General features: G+C 76.1%; 14 protein-coding genes. 8 read left to right on the top strand and 6 right to left on the bottom strand.

Features of this window, described 5'->3' with window-relative positions; translation table 11 throughout:
- Position 1: 1 nt before the first annotated feature.
- Complete coding sequence (locus ABD352_RS09905) at positions 2-1393, bottom strand: sensor histidine kinase (protein WP_344611965.1); 1392 nt, start codon at positions 1391-1393, stop codon at positions 2-4.
- 55 nt (positions 1394-1448) lie between these two features.
- Here ABD352_RS09905 and ABD352_RS09900 point away from each other — a divergent pair, with 55 nt between their 5' ends.
- Complete coding sequence (locus tag ABD352_RS09900; protein ID WP_344611964.1) at positions 1449-3026, top strand: methyl-accepting chemotaxis protein; 1578 nt, start codon at positions 1449-1451, stop codon at positions 3024-3026.
- 233 nt (positions 3027-3259) lie between these two features.
- Here ABD352_RS09900 and ABD352_RS09895 read toward each other — a convergent pair whose 3' ends face one another.
- Together ABD352_RS09895 and ABD352_RS09890 are read right to left on the bottom strand one after the other, a co-directional pair.
- Positions 3260-3772 carry a BON domain-containing protein gene (locus ABD352_RS09895; RefSeq protein WP_344611963.1) on the bottom strand — a complete coding sequence of 171 codons (513 nt, stop codon included), beginning with the start codon at positions 3770-3772 and terminating at the stop codon, positions 3260-3262.
- A 66-nt stretch (positions 3773-3838) separates the two neighbouring features.
- Entirely contained in the window at positions 3839-4195 is a 357-nt protein-coding gene (locus tag ABD352_RS09890; protein ID WP_344611962.1) for a hypothetical protein, read from the bottom strand.
- Between the two features lie 507 nt (positions 4196-4702).
- Between ABD352_RS09890 and ABD352_RS09885 the strand changes: the two genes are divergently transcribed.
- From ABD352_RS09885 to ABD352_RS09870, 4 genes are read left to right on the top strand one after another with little or no spacing between them, the layout of a single operon-like run.
- Positions 4703-5407: a response regulator transcription factor gene (locus ABD352_RS09885; protein WP_344611961.1), complete on the top strand. Its 705-nt coding sequence runs from the start codon at positions 4703-4705 to the stop codon at positions 5405-5407.
- A complete protein-coding gene (locus tag ABD352_RS09880) occupies positions 5404-6834 on the top strand; it encodes a sensor histidine kinase (RefSeq protein WP_344611960.1) in 1431 nt (476 codons plus the stop codon). The genes ABD352_RS09885 and ABD352_RS09880 overlap by 4 nt, the downstream gene beginning before the upstream one ends.
- 45 nt (positions 6835-6879) lie before the next feature.
- Entirely contained in the window at positions 6880-7830 is a 951-nt protein-coding gene (locus ABD352_RS09875) for a lysylphosphatidylglycerol synthase domain-containing protein (protein WP_344611959.1), read from the top strand.
- On the top strand, positions 7779-8408 hold the full coding sequence (locus ABD352_RS09870) for an RraA family protein (RefSeq protein WP_344611958.1): 630 nt from the start codon (positions 7779-7781) through the stop codon (positions 8406-8408). The genes ABD352_RS09875 and ABD352_RS09870 overlap by 52 nt, the downstream gene beginning before the upstream one ends.
- Before the next feature lie 14 nt (positions 8409-8422).
- Here the strand turns inward: ABD352_RS09870 and ABD352_RS09865 are convergent, their stop codons facing one another.
- Positions 8423-9238, bottom strand: a complete 816-nt coding sequence (locus tag ABD352_RS09865) for a hypothetical protein (RefSeq protein ID WP_344611957.1) — start codon at positions 9236-9238, stop codon at positions 8423-8425.
- 108 nt (positions 9239-9346) lie between these two features.
- Here ABD352_RS09865 and ABD352_RS09860 point away from each other — a divergent pair, with 108 nt between their 5' ends.
- A complete protein-coding gene (locus ABD352_RS09860) occupies positions 9347-12244 on the top strand; it encodes a phosphodiester glycosidase family protein (protein WP_344611956.1) in 2898 nt (965 codons plus the stop codon).
- Here the strand turns inward: ABD352_RS09860 and ABD352_RS09855 are convergent.
- Positions 12220-12549, bottom strand: coding sequence for a response regulator (locus ABD352_RS09855; protein WP_425553516.1), 330 nt, complete (start codon positions 12547-12549; stop codon positions 12220-12222). The two genes, ABD352_RS09860 and ABD352_RS09855, sit on opposite strands and share 25 nt — an antisense overlap.
- 61 nt (positions 12550-12610) lie before the next feature.
- Here ABD352_RS09855 and ABD352_RS09850 point away from each other — a divergent pair, with 61 nt between their 5' ends.
- Positions 12611-13171: a hypothetical protein gene (locus tag ABD352_RS09850; protein ID WP_344611954.1), complete on the top strand. Its 561-nt coding sequence runs from the start codon at positions 12611-12613 to the stop codon at positions 13169-13171.
- Between the two features lie 128 nt (positions 13172-13299).
- Here the strand turns inward: ABD352_RS09850 and ilvD are convergent, their stop codons facing one another.
- Positions 13300-14994: a dihydroxy-acid dehydratase gene (ilvD, locus tag ABD352_RS09845; RefSeq protein WP_344611953.1), complete on the bottom strand. Its 1695-nt coding sequence runs from the start codon at positions 14992-14994 to the stop codon at positions 13300-13302.
- A gap of 49 nt (positions 14995-15043) precedes the next feature.
- On the opposite strand from ilvD, the gene ABD352_RS09840 reads away from it, so the two are divergent.
- Positions 15044-15208 carry a hypothetical protein gene (locus ABD352_RS09840; protein ID WP_344611952.1) on the top strand — a complete coding sequence of 55 codons (165 nt, stop codon included), beginning with the start codon at positions 15044-15046 and terminating at the stop codon, positions 15206-15208.
- Positions 15209-15329: the final 121 nt, after the last annotated feature.

Below are 15329 nucleotides of genomic sequence, written 5' to 3'. Positions count from 1 at the left end.
GTCACGCCGCGTCGGGTGGGCCCGGGAGGTGGATGCGCATCAGGGCGCCGCCGGACAGGGCGGCCTCGGCGGTCAGGATGCCCCCGTGGGCGGTGACGATGTCGTGGGCGATCGCCAGGCCGAGCCCGGTGCCGCCGCCGGAGCGGGAGCGGTCGTCGTCGAGCCGGACGAAACGGTCGAAGATGCGCTCGCGCTCCGCCTCGGGGATGCCGGGGCCGTCGTCGGCGACGGTGATCTCCGCGGTACCGCCGGCGGCGCTCAGGGTCATCTCGACGTTGCCCTTCGCGTGGGCGGCGGCGTTGTCCAGCAGGTTGCGCAGGACGCGCTGCAGGTGGTGGGCGTCGCCGCTGACCCGGACCGGGGCGACGCCGACGGTGACGCGCAGGTCGGGGCGCTGGGCGGCGAGGCGCTCGCGCTCGGCGTACACCAGGTCGTCGAGGTCGACGTCCTCGCGGCGCAGCTGCAGCCCCTTCTCGTCGACGCGGGCCAGCAGGAGCAGGTCGGCGATGAGCCGGGCCATCCGCTCGCTCTCGCGGTGCATCCGGGTCACGTGCGCGCCCGCGGACGGGGGCAGGTCGGCCGCCTCGAGCAGGTCGAGCCCGGCGTGGATGGTGGCCAGGGGGCTGCGCAGCTCGTGCGAGGCGTCGGCGACGAAGCGGTGCTGGGCGGCCGTGGCCGCCTCGATCCGGTCGAGCATCGTGTTCATGGTGGTGGCCAGGGCGGCGATCTCGTCCGCGGTCGGCGGCACCGGCAGCCGGGTGTGCAGGCTGCGGCCGGTGATCGTGTCGGCCTGGCGGCGCATCGCGTCGACCGGGCGCAGGGTGCGCCCGACGAACAGGAAGGTGGCCAGGCCGACGATGACGGTCAGCAGCGGCAGCCCGATGGCCAGGGCGCCGACGGCCGCCTCGGTGCCGTCGTCGATCTCGTCGATGGACTGGGCGACCAGCACGGTGCGGGGGCCGGCGGCGGTGTCGACGCCGAGGGCGGTGATGCGGAAGTACTCGTTGTGCGCCACTTCGAGCCGGCGTTGCTCGCGCCCGGTCTCCCCCGCGGGCGGGCGCAGCGCGGAGATGGGCTTCGCCCCGGCGACGGCGGCCGAGGCGACCACGACCCGCCCGGACGGGTCGACGATCTGCACGACGGTGCGGTCGCGGGCCGACGGGGTCATCACCGCCCGCAGGCTGGCCCGGCTGGGGTCGTCGAGCGCATCGGCGACCTGGGTGGCCCGGTCGGCGGTGCTCTGGTCGACGTTGTTCGTGAGAATCCACCGGGCCGCGATCACGAACGTCACCCCGGTGAGCACGGAGGCGACCGCGACGACCGCCGATGCGGCCAGCGCCGAGCGCATCCGCACACCGAGCCGCTGCCGGATGCGCCGCACGAAGCCCTTCATCCTGCGACGGTAGCGTCCCGCTCAACCACGCCGGCGACCCGCCGATGGGGCAGGCATGCGGTGGAGTATCGGACGGCGGCTGTCCGCCCTCGGCGCCCTGGGCGTGGTGGCCACGATCGTCGTCGGCGGGATCGGTTTCGTGCAGGCCGGGCTGGCCTCGACCCAGTCGGCGACGGCGCTGGCCGTGGCGGAGACCCGGGCCACGGTGTTCGACGCCCAGCACACGGTCGCCGTCGTGTACGCCGACGCCAACATCCTCGCCGCCGGCACCGGCCCCGAGGCCCGCGCGCGCGTCCTGGACGAGCTCACCACCCACGCCGGTGAGCTGCGCGAGCACGCCGACGCCCTGCGCGCCGCGCACGTCGACGCGGCCACCGACCGCGAGCTGGCCGGCGGCTTCCTGCCCGCCATCGACAGGGTGCTGACCAGCGCCGCGGCGATCGAGGCGGCCGGCGGCACGGTCGACGCGAGCACCCTGGCCGCCGTCGACGAGGAGTGGGCGGCCTTCGACGAGACCAGCGACCGGCTCACCGGGGCGATCGACGCGGCCGCGGCGCGGGAGAGCGCCGCCGCCACCGGCCGGTCGCGGCAGACCCGGCTGAGCATCCTCTTCGTGGCGCTGCTGGCCGTGCTGGCCGTCGCCGCGGCCACCGTCGTCGTAGCCCGCGTCATCGGCGGCTCGGTCGCCCGCACCCGGCACATGCTGCGGCAGGTGGCCGGCGGCGACTTCTCCGGCCGGCTGCCGGTGCGCGGCCGCGACGACCTGGCCGACATGGGTACCGCGGTCAACACCACCATCGACCGGGTCGGCACCGCCCTGCAGCGCATGGCCGGCGAGGCGGAGCGGCTGAGCACCGCCTCGCAGCGCCTCGGCGGGGTGAGCGCCAACCTGACCGCCCGGGCCGGCCGGGTCGCCGACGATGCCTCCGCCGCGCAAGCCCGCGCCGCCGAGGTCAGCGGCGACGTGCACTCCGTCGCCGAGGGCACCGACCGGATGCGCGACTCGATCCACGAGATCTCCCGCGGCGCGCAGGAGGCCACCGACATCGTGGCCGAGGCCGTCGCCCACGCCGAACGGGCCAACGCGACGATCGTCGAGCTCGGCGAGTCCTCGGCCCGCATCGGCGAGGTGGCCCGGGTGATCACCGCCATCGCCGAGCAGACGAACCTCCTCGCGCTCAACGCCACGATCGAGGCGGCCCGCGCCGGCGAGCAGGGCAAGGGCTTCGCTGTCGTCGCCGGGGAGGTCAAGGAGCTGGCCAACCAGACCGCCCGCGCCACCGAGGACATCGGCCAGCGGCTGGCCGCCATCCAGCGCGACAGCGCCGGGGCGGCCGGCGCGCTCGGCCTGGTCGCCGGCTCCATCGGCCGGATCGCCGAGTCGCAGCGGGCGATCGCCGCCGCGGTGGCCGAGCAGGGCGGCGTGCGCGACCGGATCAGCGGCGACGCGGCCCGGGCCAGCGACGGCACCGCGGACGTGACCGCGCGGATCGCCACGGTCCGGCGCTCCTCCGACGAGACGACCGCGGCGGCCGAGGAGACCCGGGCCGCGGCCGGCGACCTGGCGGCGATGTCGGCGGGGCTGCGCGAGGTGGTCGGCGGCTTCCGCCTCGCGCCGCAACCGACGCCCTGACCGGTCACCGGGCCTCGGACACGCTGCGCCGCCGGAGAGGCCGCAACCGACGCCCCGACCTGCCACCGCGCCTCGGACACGCTGCGCCGCCGGACAGGCCGCAACCGACGCCCCGACCTGCCACCGCGCCTCAAACACGCTGCGCCGCCGGACAGGCCGCAACAGACGCCCCGACCTGCCACCGCGCCTCGGACACGCTGCGCCGGACAGGCCGCAACAGACGCCCTGGCATGTCACCGGGCGTCGGTCACGCCTTTGACGCCGGACAGGCGGGACAGCAGGGTGGCGTCGTGCAGGCGCCGCGGCACCGGGGCGTGATCCCCGTCCAGCGTGATCCAGCCGTCGGTCACGGTCACCTCGACGCGGCGGCCCTGCTCGGCCCCGGCGAGGGCGCGCACGGCGGCCGCGGCGATCCCGGCGTCGCTGCGCGGCAGCACCCCGGGCAGGCGCACCCCGACGTCGTCGACCACGGCCCGCACGCCCGGCGGCTCGCCGAGCGCCCGGTGCGCGGCGGCGACCGCGGCCAGCCGCTTGCGGTCGTGGTCCACCCAGCCGGCCAGCGTCACCACGCCCCGGCGGACCGCCACCGCGATGTCGTTCGGCCACGTGTCGGGGTCGCGCCGCAGCGCGTCGACGACCGCCCGCTGCGCCGCCGCGTCGGCCCCGTCCACGCCGGGGTCGGCCTGCTCGGCGTCGGCGCACTGGGCATCGGCGCCGTTCTCGGCCGGCCGTGCGTCCGGGTCCATGGCGGCCACGGTCCCTCGGCCCGGGGTGAGGCGGCCTCACCCGCGGGCCGGTGACCAGGTCGTCGCTTACGAGGCGGACGGGGCCGGGGTGGCCGGTGCGGGGGCCTGGGTGGCGGGCTGGGTCGGTCCCGGGTTGACCGGGTAACGCGGGCGCGCCGGCCCGTTGCCGGGGCGGTTGCCGGGGGCGTCGCGGTTCCACTCGCCGTCGCGGCCGGGGCCGCGGTCGTAGCGCTGGTGGTGCCCGCCGGGCCCGCCGTGGCCGTGGTGGCCGATCGTGCCGGCCACGACCGCGCCGACCGCGGTCACGCCGGCACCCAGCACACAGCCGAGGAGCAGGGCGGCACCGGCGATCACCGGGCCGCGCGGGCCGCGCATCGTCTCCCGCCAGCCGGCCCGCGGCGGCGCACCGACCGGCGGAGGCACAGCGGCCGGCGGAGGCACGGCACCAGGCGGGGGCACGGCGCCGGACGCAGGCACCGCGCCAGGCGGAGGCGGGGGCACGGCGCCGGACGCAGGCACCGCGCCAGGCGGAGGCGGGGGCACGGCGCCGGACGCAGGCACCGCGCCAGGCGGAGGCGGGGGCACGGCACCGGGCGGGGGCGCCGCGGGCGGGGTCGTGGCCGCGGGCGGCAAGGGCTCGGAGTACTCCGGCTCGTGGTACACCGGCGGGGGCTCCTCCGGGTGCGAACGGGCCTCGGCGTCGTCGCTCATGGTGGGCTCCAGGGTCGGGCGGCACCCGGGGTATGGCGCCGCTGATGATGCCCATGGTCGGGCGTCCGGTTAAGGCTCGCCAACCGGCGCGCATAAGAATTGCGTGAGAGCCGGGCCCCTCTTACGAAACTCTTAGGACGGCGGCCCGGCGGTTCTCACCCCGACCGGTGATCGTCGGAAGCGGGCACGGCACAGCAGGAGCAGGACGACGGAGGCGGCGTGCGGATACTCGTGGTCGACGACGACGCGGCGGTGCGCGACTCGCTCGCGCGCACGCTGCGCTTCGAGGGCTACCAGGTGGAGACCGCGGCCGACGGCCGGCAGGCGCTCGACGCGGTGCGGGCCGACCCGCCCGACGCGGTGGTGCTCGACGTCAGCATGCCGGTGCTCGACGGGCTGACCGCCTGCCGGGAGCTGCGGGCCGGCGGGCTGCTGGTGCCGGTGCTCATGCTCACCGCCCGCGACAGCGTCGGGGACCGGGTCGCCGGGCTCGACGCCGGGGCCGACGACTACCTGGTGAAGCCGTTCGCGCTGCAGGAGCTGCTGGCCCGGCTCCGGGCGCTGCTGCGCCGCTCGCTGCTGAACGTGCCGGCCCGGGCCGAGCCGGCGGCCACATCCGGGCTGCTGACCTTCGCCGACCTGCGGCTGGACCCGCAGACCCGGGAGGTCTGGCGGGGCGGCCGGGCGCTGCGGCTGACCCGCACCGAGTTCGCCATCCTGGAGGTGTTCCTGCGCCACCCCCGCCAGGTGCTGACCCGGGAGGTGCTGTTCGAGCACGTGTGGGGGTACGACTTCGGCGAGACCTCGAACAGCATCCACGTCTATCTCGGCTATCTGCGCCGCAAGCTGGAGGCCGCGGGCGAGGGCCGCCTGCTGCACACGGTGCGCGGGGTGGGGTTCGTGCTGCGCGAGGAGCCGCTGTGATCGGCTGGTGGCACCGGCGCACGCTGCACGCCCGGCTGTCGCTGCTGGTGACCGGGGCGGTCGCGGTGGCTGTGCTGGCCGGGGCGGGGGTGGCGCTGGCCGCGGTGGCCGGGATCCAGCGGCGGCAGATCGAGCAGCAGCTCACGGTCGACGCGCAGGCCATCGCCGCCCAGCCGGAGCAGTGGAAGGCCAGCGCCGGGCAGCTGCCGGGCGGGATCGACTTCGGGCCGGACGAGGGGCACGGGCCGCCGGGCCACCGGCGGCCGCGCGACCTCGGCGCGCGCTGGCAGATCGTGGACGCCGGCGGCCAGGCGGTCGGCGACGCCGGCGCCCTGCCGCTGACCAATGCGGCCCGGCAGGTCCTCGCCGGGCAGCGCTCGTCGGCGCGGGAGGCGGTGATGATCGACGGCGACGGGTACCTCATGCTGACCCTCCCGGCCTCCGGCGGCGGCGTGGTGCAGGTGGCCATCGACCGGGACCCGGCCCGCCGCACCCTGGCCCAGCTGGGGCTGCTGCTGGCCGCCGGGTGCGCGGCCGGGATCGCCGGGGCGGCGCTGCTCGGCCGGGCGGTGGCCCGGGCCGGGCTGGTGCCGGTGCAGCGCCTCGCCGAGGCGGTCGAGGACGTGACCGCGACCCTGGACCTCACGCATCCGGTGCCGGTGACCGGCGCCGACGACGACATCGCCCGGCTGGGCCGCTCGGTGAACACGCTGCTCGGCGCGATCGACGCGTCCCGGCGGGCCCAGCGGGCCCTGGTCGAGGACGCCGGCCACGAGCTGCGCACGCCGCTGACCAGCATCCGCACCAACGTGGAGCTGCTGCTGGCGGTGGAGCGGCGCCCGGAGCTGGCCCACCGGCTGCCGCCGCAGGAGCGGGCCCGGCTGCTGGCCGACCTCGAGTCGCAGGTGGCCGAGCTGGCCACGCTCACCACCGAGCTGGTGGAGCTGGCCCGGGAGGAGACCAACCACGAGGAGGCCGAGCCGGTCGACCTCGCCGGCGTGGTCGCCGCCGCGGTCGCCCGGGTGCGCACCCGCGCGCCCGGCCTGGCCTTCGCCGCCGACCTGGAGCCGGTGACCGTCGACGGGCGCCCCGGGGAGCTGGAGCGGATGGTGGTCAACGGCCTGGACAACGCCGCCAAGTGGAGCCCGCCGGGCGGCACGGTCACCGTCACGCTGCGCCCCGGCGGCCGATACTGCGAGCTGCGGGTGGCCGACGCCGGGCCGGGCATCGACGAGGCCGACCGGCCGCACGTGTTCGACCGCTTCTACCGGGCCACCGCGGCCCGCTCGATGCCCGGCTCCGGGCTGGGGCTGGCCATCGTCGCGCAGACCGCGGCCCAGCACGGCGGCACCGCGGCCGTGGCCCCGAACGAGCCGCGCGGCACGGTGCTGACGATCCGGCTGCCGGTTTTCTCACCCGGTTCTTAGGTTCGCCGCAGCCAGCTCTTACCCTGGCCGACGATCGTGGTCGGTATGAGGCCTTCCGCCCGCTGGTGGCGCCCGGCGCTGCTCGTCGCGGGGACCGCCGTGGCCGTGGCCGGGCTGCGCGGTCACCTGCCGTCCCCCGGCGCCACCTGGCTGGCGATGCAGGCTGCGGCGCCGTGGTGGCTGGCCGCCGCGGCCGCCCTGTCGGTGGTGTCGATGGCCGCGTTCTCCGAGCAGCAGCGCCGGCTGCTGGCCGCGTTCGGGGTGCTGATGCCGGCGGGGGCGTCCCTGGCCCTGACGTACGTGCGCTCGGCCATGGCCGCCGCGCTGCCGGCCGGGTCGGCCATCTCCGCCGGGTACGCCTTCAAGCGCTTCCGGGACCGCGGCGCCGGGCACGCCGCGGCCGGGGCCGTCGTGCTGCTGTCGGGGGTGGCGTCCCTGGCCGGGCTGGCGGTGCTGTACGGCGTGATCGAGATGCCCTGGCTGCTGTGGGTACTCGCCGGCGCTGCCGTGGTGCTGGCGCTGCTCCCCCGGGCGGCGGACGCGGCCGGGCCGTCCGGCGGGCGGTTGCGGGACACGCTGCGGCTGGCCCGGACGGTGCCGCCGGGGCGGTGGGTCGCCGTCGTCGGCATCGCCGCCGCCAACTGGGCCACGGACCTGGGGTGCCTGCTGGCCGCCGTACAGGCCGTGCATCTCGACGTGCCGTGGACGGCGGTGGCGACCGGGTATCTCGTCGCGCAGCTGGCCCGGCAGATCCCCGCCACGCCCGGCGGGGCCGGCGTCATCGAGGCCGCGCTCATCATCGCCCTCACCGCGGCCGGAGCGGCCACCGCCCCGGCGGCCGCGGCCGTGCTCGTCTACCGGGTGCTGTCCTGCTGGGGCGTGCTGCCGATCGGCCTGGCCTGTTGGGCAGCGGCCCGGCGGGCCGGTCCGGTACATTCCCGAGCGTGGAGGTGGACACCAGCGCGGTCTGCGACGTTGCCAAGGACACCCGCGTGATGTCGCCGGAGCTGCGCTGCCGCTCCCGCAACCCCGCCATCCTCGGCCCGGCGTTCACCGTGCGCTGCCGGGAGGACTTCTTCGCCGTGGCCCGGGCGATCGAGGCCGCCGCGCCCGGCGACGTGGTCGTGGTCGACGGCGGCGGGCGGCCCACCGCGCTGGCCGGCGAGCTGTTCGCCCGCGCCGCCGAGAACCGCGGGCTGGCGGGGCTGATCGTCGACGGCGGGTACCGCGACCTGGGCTACGTGGCGACGTGCGAGCTGCCGGTGTACAGCCGCCACGTCACCCCGATGGCCGGCACCACGGCCCGGCCCGGCGCGCTGAACGAGCCGGTGACGTGCGGCGGGGTCACCGTCCGGCCCGGCGACCTGATCCTCGCCGACCTCGACGGCATCGTGGTCCTCGACCCCGCCGCCGCCCCGGCCGTGCTGGCGGCGGCGGCCGAGCTGAAGGCGACCGAGGCGCGGGCGCTGGCCCGCCTGGCCGAGGGCGGCTCGCTCGGCGACTGCCTGAACGTCGCCGAGCACGCCGCCGACCTGGCCGCGGGCCGCCCGTCGGCCCTGCGGTTCACGGTGTAAACGGGTGTAGACGGTCACCAGCCGCCGTCGAAGAAGGCGAGCAGGGCGGGCGCGGGGTCCGCGGCGACGGTGGTGTTGGCGACCACGACGACCAGGACGGCCAGCGACGCCAGGGCCGAGGCGGCGCCGAGCGCGCGGAGTCCCCGGCGGGCGCGCACGTCGGACCGGGCCGTCAGGGCGAAGCGCCGCCACAGCAGGACGCTCGCGGCGATGAGGGCGACCGCGACCACGGCGGCGATGACGGCCATCGCCTCGTGGTACCGCCCGAAGTCCGCCACCATCGCCTGCACCGCGGGCGGGTAGTGCCCGCCCTCGGCCAGCCGCTGCCGGGTCTGCGCGAGGGCGTCGGCGAGCGGCCCGTCCGGGGCGCCGGAGGCCAGGATCGGCAGCAGCGACGCGAACGGGGCCACCGCCCCCTGGACGTTCGCCATCACCGTCGCGAGGGCCAGCAGCCCGAGCAGCCACACGAACACCCCCGCCGCGACGGTCGCCGCCCGCCGGCCCGGCCGCAGGTACCGCCGGTACAGCACCACGCCGAGCCCGGCGAGCGCGACCAGCAGCAGCGCGGCGATCGCGCCCTTCACCACGTGGTAGCGGAACCAGAAGTCGACGACGCGGGTCAGGTCCGGCGGCAGGTCCCGGTCGCCGGAGCGCCAGTACTCGAGGAACGCGCCGCGCAGCGATGAGGAGAGGCGGCCCTGGTCGGCGAGGCCGCCGCCGCCCGGGCCGGCCGCGGCCAGCGGGCCCGGGGCGAGGACGAAGGCGGCGACGAGCGCCAGGACGAGCCCGGTCAGCGCTCGGCCGGCATGGCGCGAGAGAAGTGCGTGCATGGCCCCAGCCTGGCGGGGGCGGCGACGCCGATCCATGGCGCTGGAGGGAGTCTCCAGGGTAACGCTGGCTATACCTGCCGGGGGTGTATGTAACTTCGTAAATCGGAAATGTCATCACCCCGCGGTACCGTGACCATCGCCGGCGTGCCCCGGGCGCTCGCCGCCCTCAACTCGGCCGGCATCCCCGCCGACGGCATCGACGTCTTCACGCCGCTGTGGGGCGCCGGGAACCGCACCCTGATCGCGGACGCCGGGCCGTACACGGAACTCGTCGTGACCGACGGCAAGGTCACCGCCGTCAGTGACCGGATCACCACCACCCCCGTGCCGGGCAACGGGCTCATCGTCCTCGGCCGCGGCGTCGCCGCCGCCCAGCTGGCCGGCGCGCGGCCGGGCGACCCGGTCGAGGTGACCTTCGCGCCGCAGACGGCCGCCCCGCTGCGGATGGCGCTGGGCAGCGGCGCGGTGCTGGTCCGCGGCGGCGTGGCGGTCGACTTCCCGCCCAGCACCGGCAACGACGAGCCGAAGCCGCGCACCGCGCTCGGCTGGCCGGCCGGCGGGCACCGGCTGCTGCTGGTCGCCGTCGACGGGTCGGCGAACTTCTCCACCGGCCTGAGCTTCGACGACATGGCGCGGCTCATGGTGCGCCTCGGCGCCGCGGATGCGTTCATGCTCGACGGCGGCGGCTCCACCGAGCTCGTCGCCCGACGCCCCGGCGACGCCGCCGTCCACGTCGTGAACACCCCGTCGGACGGCAGCGAGCGGGCCGTGCCCAACGGCGTCGGCCTGTTCGCCGCCAAGGGCTCCGGGACGCTGCGCGGACTGGACGTGCGGCCCGGCGCCGACCGGGTCCTGCCCGGGCTCACCATGGACGTCGCGGCGGCCGGCTTCGACGAGACCTGGGGGCCCGCGCCGGTCGGCCCGCGTGGCGTGCAATGGTCCGCCGAGCCAGGCCTGCTCGGCGACGCCCGCGACGGCGTGTTCCGGGCCCGGCGGCCCGGCGCCGGCACCCTGCGGGCCCGGGCCGGGTCCGCGGCCGGCGAGCACCCGCTGCGCGTCCTCGGCGACCTCGACCGCCTCGCGTTCACCGAGCGGGCGGTCACCATCGACCCGGGCGCGACCGCGCTGGTCCGGCTGACCGGCTTCGACGCCGACGGGTTCGACGCCCCCGTCGCGCCCCGCGACGTCGAGCTCGGCTACGACCGCTCGGTGGTCACGGTCACGGCCGGCGCGGACGGCAGCCTCGCCGTCACCGGCGCCGCGGACGCGGGCGGCAGGACCACCACGATCACTGCCACGGCGCAGTCGGTGACCGCGCGGCTTCCGGTGACGGTCGGGCTCGTCGACGTGCCGCTCGCCGAGTTCGAGCCCGGTGAGCGCTGGACCGCGCTCGCCGCCCGCGGCACCGCCTCGGTCGATTTCGCCGCCGCCGCGGACCGCCCGGGCGCCGGCCCGGACAACCACGCGCTGGGCCTGACGTACGACTTCACCGGCCAGTCGAGCACCTCGGCGGCGTACGCCGTCATCGACCCGATCACGCTGCCGTCCGGGGCGAAGAAGGTCGCGCTCTGGGTCGACGGCGACGGGCAGCGGCACTGGCTGCGCGCGATGATGCGCTCCCAGGGCACCACCAACGTGCCGTTCACCTTCGCCGACACGGTCGACTGGACGGGTTGGCGCCGCGTCGTGGGCGACATCCCGGCGGGCTTCTCCGAGCCGATCACGTTGCTGCGGGTGTACATCGCGGAGACCTCCCAGACCAACAAGAACGCCGGACGGCTGCGGTTCGACGGCCTCGCCGCCCAGGTCGGCCAGCGGCCCGAGACGGCCGAGCCGCCGCGGCCGGACCCCTACGTGGTCGAGCAGGGCGGCGTGCCCGGCGACCGCTGGACCTTCGCGGTCCTGTCCGACCTGCACGTGAGCGCCGCCGCGGGCCCGGACTCGTTTTCGGCCCGGCAGGCCGCGATCGCCCTCGACCAGGCCGTCGCGTCCCGCCCGGACTTCATCCTGATCAACGGCGACTTCGTCGACGACAACCAGCCCGCCGACTTCGCCCTCGCCAACGCCCTGCTGCACGACCACGTGCCGGCCGGCCTGCCGGTGTACTGGACCCCCGGTAACCACGAGGCCGGCCTGTCCGCGACCGGGGGCCTCGACGCCTTCACCGCCGCCACCGGCCGCCCGAACCGGCAGGTCTTCGACCACAAGGGCACCCGGTTCATCCTGCTGGACTCGCACACCGGCGACATGCGCACGTCCGACTGGGACCAGGTGCCGCTGCTACAGGCGACCCTGGCCGCCGCGGCCGGCGACCGGTCGGTCACCGGCGTCGTGGTCTCGTTCCACCACCCGCTGCACGACCCGTCCGGGGCCGATGCCTCCCAGCTGTCCGACCGGCTCGCCGCCGGCCTGTTCAAGCGGTGGCTGGCCGACTTCCGGGAACAGTCGGGCAAGCCGGTCGCGCTGTTCACCGGGCACGCGCACACCGCCGCGGTGAGCCGCGCCGACGGCGTCCTCGAGGTCACCACGCCGGCCGTGGGCAAGACGCCGTACAGCTCCCCCGACCAGGGCGGGTTCTTCGGCTGGATGAGCGTCGGCGTCGACCCTCGCCCGGCCCGGGTGCAGCCCGGCCGGCCGAGCCCGCAGACCCGCGACTGGCTGCTCGCGGAGAGCCGCCCCCTGATCGACGGCATCGAGCTCGCCGCGCCTTCGTCGCTCGCGGCCGGCGCGTCGGCCCCCGTCGGCGCGACCGGCATCACCAGCGAGTTCGGGCTGCGGTTCCCGCTGCGGTACCCGGCCAGCGTCACGTGGAGCGGGGGCCCCGGCCTCGTGCTCGCCGGCGCCGACACCCGCAAGGCGCTGGCGGTCCTCGACATCGGCGCCGGGACGCTGACCGCGCTGCGCCCGGGCAGGGTCACCCTGACGGTGGCCGCGGGCGGGCGGACCGCCTCCGCCGTCGTCGACCTGGTGCCGGCCGGGGATCAGGGGGCGGTGGCGTCGAGGTAGGCCAGGACGGCGCGGACCCGGCGGTTGGTGTCGTCGTCGGCGGCCAGGCCGAGCTTGGCGAAGATGGTCGTCGTGTACTTGCTGATGGCGCCCTCGCTGAGGAACTGCGACAGGATCAGCACCGGCAGGCCGGGCACCTCCCGGCGGGCGGCGAGGGCGGCCTGCAGGCCCTCGTCGGACTGGGTCGGCGGGAGTCGTACGTCCACAATGGACGCATCGGGCCGGTGCCCGAGGAGCGCGGCGAGCAGCACCGTCAGCGCGGTGAGCACGGCGCAGCGGTACAGCCCCCGGACGACCTGCAGCAGCACGATCCGAATCTACAAGCGTGCATCGCCCTGCCCCACCCCCGGCTGCGACGATGCAACGGTGACGAGCACACACGACTGGTCCGCCGGGGTCGACGCCGCGCACCTGGCCGCGATCCGCCGCCACCCCGGCGAGTTCGCGCCCGGAGGCGCCCTCCACCTCGTCCTGGAGGTCCTCGCCTACGCCGCCGACGAGGCCGTCACCCGGTGCGTCGTCACGCTGCACCCCGACGGCTCGGTCGCCGTCGCCGACAACGGCCGGGGCACCGACACCCGCCGCGACGCGCAGGGCCGCCCGGTCCGCAAGCCGGTCATGGCGACCAGGGATCTGCGGTACTTCGACCACCCCGCCGCCCAGCGGCTCCCCGACGGCCACCCGCGCCGCGGTGTCTCGGTCGTCGCCGCCCTGAGCGAGTGGCTCGTGCACACCAACCACCGCCACGACGGCGCCTGGGCCCAGCGCTACGAGCACGGCCTGCCGGTCACCGGCCTGGAGCCGGTCCCCGCCGGCGGCACCACCGGCACGACGGTGTGGTTCCGGCCGGACCGCGCCCTGTCCCCGGTGGACCCCGCCGGTCTGACCTGGCCGGGCCTGCCGGTGAAGGTCGTACGCCTGCCGTGAAGACCCTCGTCCGCCGTGCCACGATTCGGTGCATGTCGATCGCGGGGCAGGGTGTGCCTCGACGCGCGGGCGGGCGGGCCCGGCCAGGTCGAGATCACGCTGGAGGGCCTGCGGGGGTTCGCCTAGGTTCAGCCGCAGACGGCGCCTTCGTCCGCGGGCCGCACGAGCTTGGCGTACTTGGCCAGGACGCCGCGGGTGAAGGCCGGCGGCAGCGGGCGCCAGCCGGTCCTGCGTGCCTCCAGCTCGGCGCCGTCGACGAGGACGTCGAGGGTGCCGCCGGCGATGTCGGCCCGGATGGTGTCGCCGTCCCGGACCAGGGCGATGGGCCCGCCGTCGACGGCTTCCGGGGCGATGTGCCCGATGCACAGGCCGGTGGTGCCGCCGGAGAAGCGGCCGTCGGTGAGCAGCAGGACGTCCTTGCCGAGCCCGGCGCCCTTGATCGCCGCGGTGATGGCAAGCATCTCCCGCATGCCGGGTCCGCCCTTGGGTCCTTCGTAGCGGATGACCACGACGTCGCCGGCCGTGATGGTGCCGTCCTCCAGCGCGTCCATGGCGGCGCGCTCGCGGTCGAAGACGCGGGCGCGGCCTTCGAAGACGGTGGCGTCGAAGCCGGCCGACTTGACCACTGCGCCACGCGGGGCGAGGGAGCCCTTCAGGATGCTGATGCCCCCGGTGGGGTGCACGGGGTCGGTGAGCCGGCGGATGACGTCGCCGTCGACCGGCGGGGCGTTGAGGGCGGCGAGGTTCTCGGCCATCGTCCGTCCGGTGACGGTCAGGGCGTCGCCGTGCAGCAGGCCGGCGTCGAGCAGGGCCCGCATGACCACGGGGATGCCGCCGATGCGGTCGATGTCGGTCATGACGTGGCGGCCGAAGGGCTTGACGTCGGCCAGGTGTGGCACCCTGGCGCCGATCCGCGCGAAGTCGTCGAGGGTGAGGCCGACCTCGGCCTCGTGGGCGATCGCGAGCAGGTGCAGCACGGCGTTGGTCGAGCCGCCGAGGGCCATGACGACCGCGATCGCGTTCTCGAACGCCGGTCTGGTGAGGATGTCCCGTGCGGTGATGCCCTGCCGGAGCAGGTTGACGACCGCCTTGCCGGACGCGCGGGCGTAGCCGTCGCGGCGGCGGTCGACGGCCGGTGGGGCGGCCGAGCCGGGCAGCGACATGCCCAGGGCCTCGGCCGCGCTGGCCATCGTGTTCGCGGTGTACATGCCGCCGCAGGCGCCCTCGCCCGGGCAGATCGCCCGCTCGATCGCGTCGACGTCGTCGCGGGACATGACGCCGCGGGCGCAGGCGCCGACGGCCTCGAACGCGTCGATGATAGTGACCTCGCGGTCGACGCCGTCGGACAGCGTCACCCGCCCGGGCAGCGTGGAACCGGCGTAGAGGAACACCGACGCCAGATCCAGCCGGGCCGCGGCCATGAGCATGCCGGGCAGCGACTTGTCGCATCCCGCCAGCAGCACGGAACCGTCGAGACGCTCCGCGCCGAACACGGTCTCCACCGAGTCGGCGATCACCTCGCGGGAGACGAGCGAGAAGTGCATACCCTGGTGCCCCATCGAGATGCCGTCGGAAACGGAGATCGTCCCGAACTGCAAGGGGTAGCCGCCCGCCTCGTGCACCCCGTCCTTCGCCGCCTGCGCGAGCCGCTCGAGGGACAGGTTGCAGGGGGTGATCTCGTTCCAGGACGAGGCGACCCCGATCTGCGCCTTCGCGAAGTCGTCGTCGCCCATGCCGACCGCGCGCAGCATGCCCCGCGCCGCGGTCCGCTCGAGCCCGTCCGTGACGTCACGACTGCGGGGCTTCATGTCGATTTCTGGCATCAGGACTCCTGGGCAGTGGTGGATCGGCGGCTCGTGCAGGCCGCGTCCGGTGGCGAGCTTCCGGCAGCAGCCGGTGCAGTTCGTGCACATCGGCCGGCCGGAGCAGGGCGACCGCTCTGGCGTTGACGCCTTCGGCCAGGCGCTGGGCCTCGGCCGCCGGTTCTCGGCGGGCGTCGGTGACCTCGACCAGCAGCGCCGGCCGTGCTCGGGTTGAGGACGGCGCGCCACGGGCCCTCGGGCCTCGAGTCGCTGCAGACGTCTGATGATACTAGTGCTGTGACCACAAACGTTCACCGGTTTGTGGTTCCTCGCCCGCAGGTGCGGTCGAGCGACTC

The organism is Dactylosporangium salmoneum (assembly GCF_039532525.1).
Lineage (GTDB): Bacteria > Actinomycetota > Actinomycetes > Mycobacteriales > Micromonosporaceae > Dactylosporangium > Dactylosporangium salmoneum.
The sequence above is the reverse complement of the archived record's forward strand: the minus strand, read 5'-3'. Positions and strand labels throughout refer to the sequence as shown.

Coding starts and splice junctions, on each gene's coding strand:
- ABD352_RS09905 (WP_344611965.1), bottom strand. CDS start 1,393: ATGAAGGGCTTCGTGCGGCGCATCCGGCAGCGGCTCGGTGTGCGGATG.
- ABD352_RS09860 (WP_344611956.1), top strand. CDS start 9,347: ATGTCATCACCCCGCGGTACCGTGACCATCGCCGGCGTGCCCCGGGCG.
- ABD352_RS09875 (WP_344611959.1), top strand. CDS start 6,880: ATGAGGCCTTCCGCCCGCTGGTGGCGCCCGGCGCTGCTCGTCGCGGGG.
- ABD352_RS09900 (WP_344611964.1), top strand. CDS start 1,449: ATGCGGTGGAGTATCGGACGGCGGCTGTCCGCCCTCGGCGCCCTGGGC.
- ABD352_RS09865 (WP_344611957.1), bottom strand. CDS start 9,238: ATGCACGCACTTCTCTCGCGCCATGCCGGCCGAGCGCTGACCGGGCTC.
- ABD352_RS09895 (WP_344611963.1), bottom strand. CDS start 3,772: ATGGACCCGGACGCACGGCCGGCCGAGAACGGCGCCGATGCCCAGTGC.
- ilvD (WP_344611953.1), bottom strand. CDS start 14,994: ATGCCAGAAATCGACATGAAGCCCCGCAGTCGTGACGTCACGGACGGG.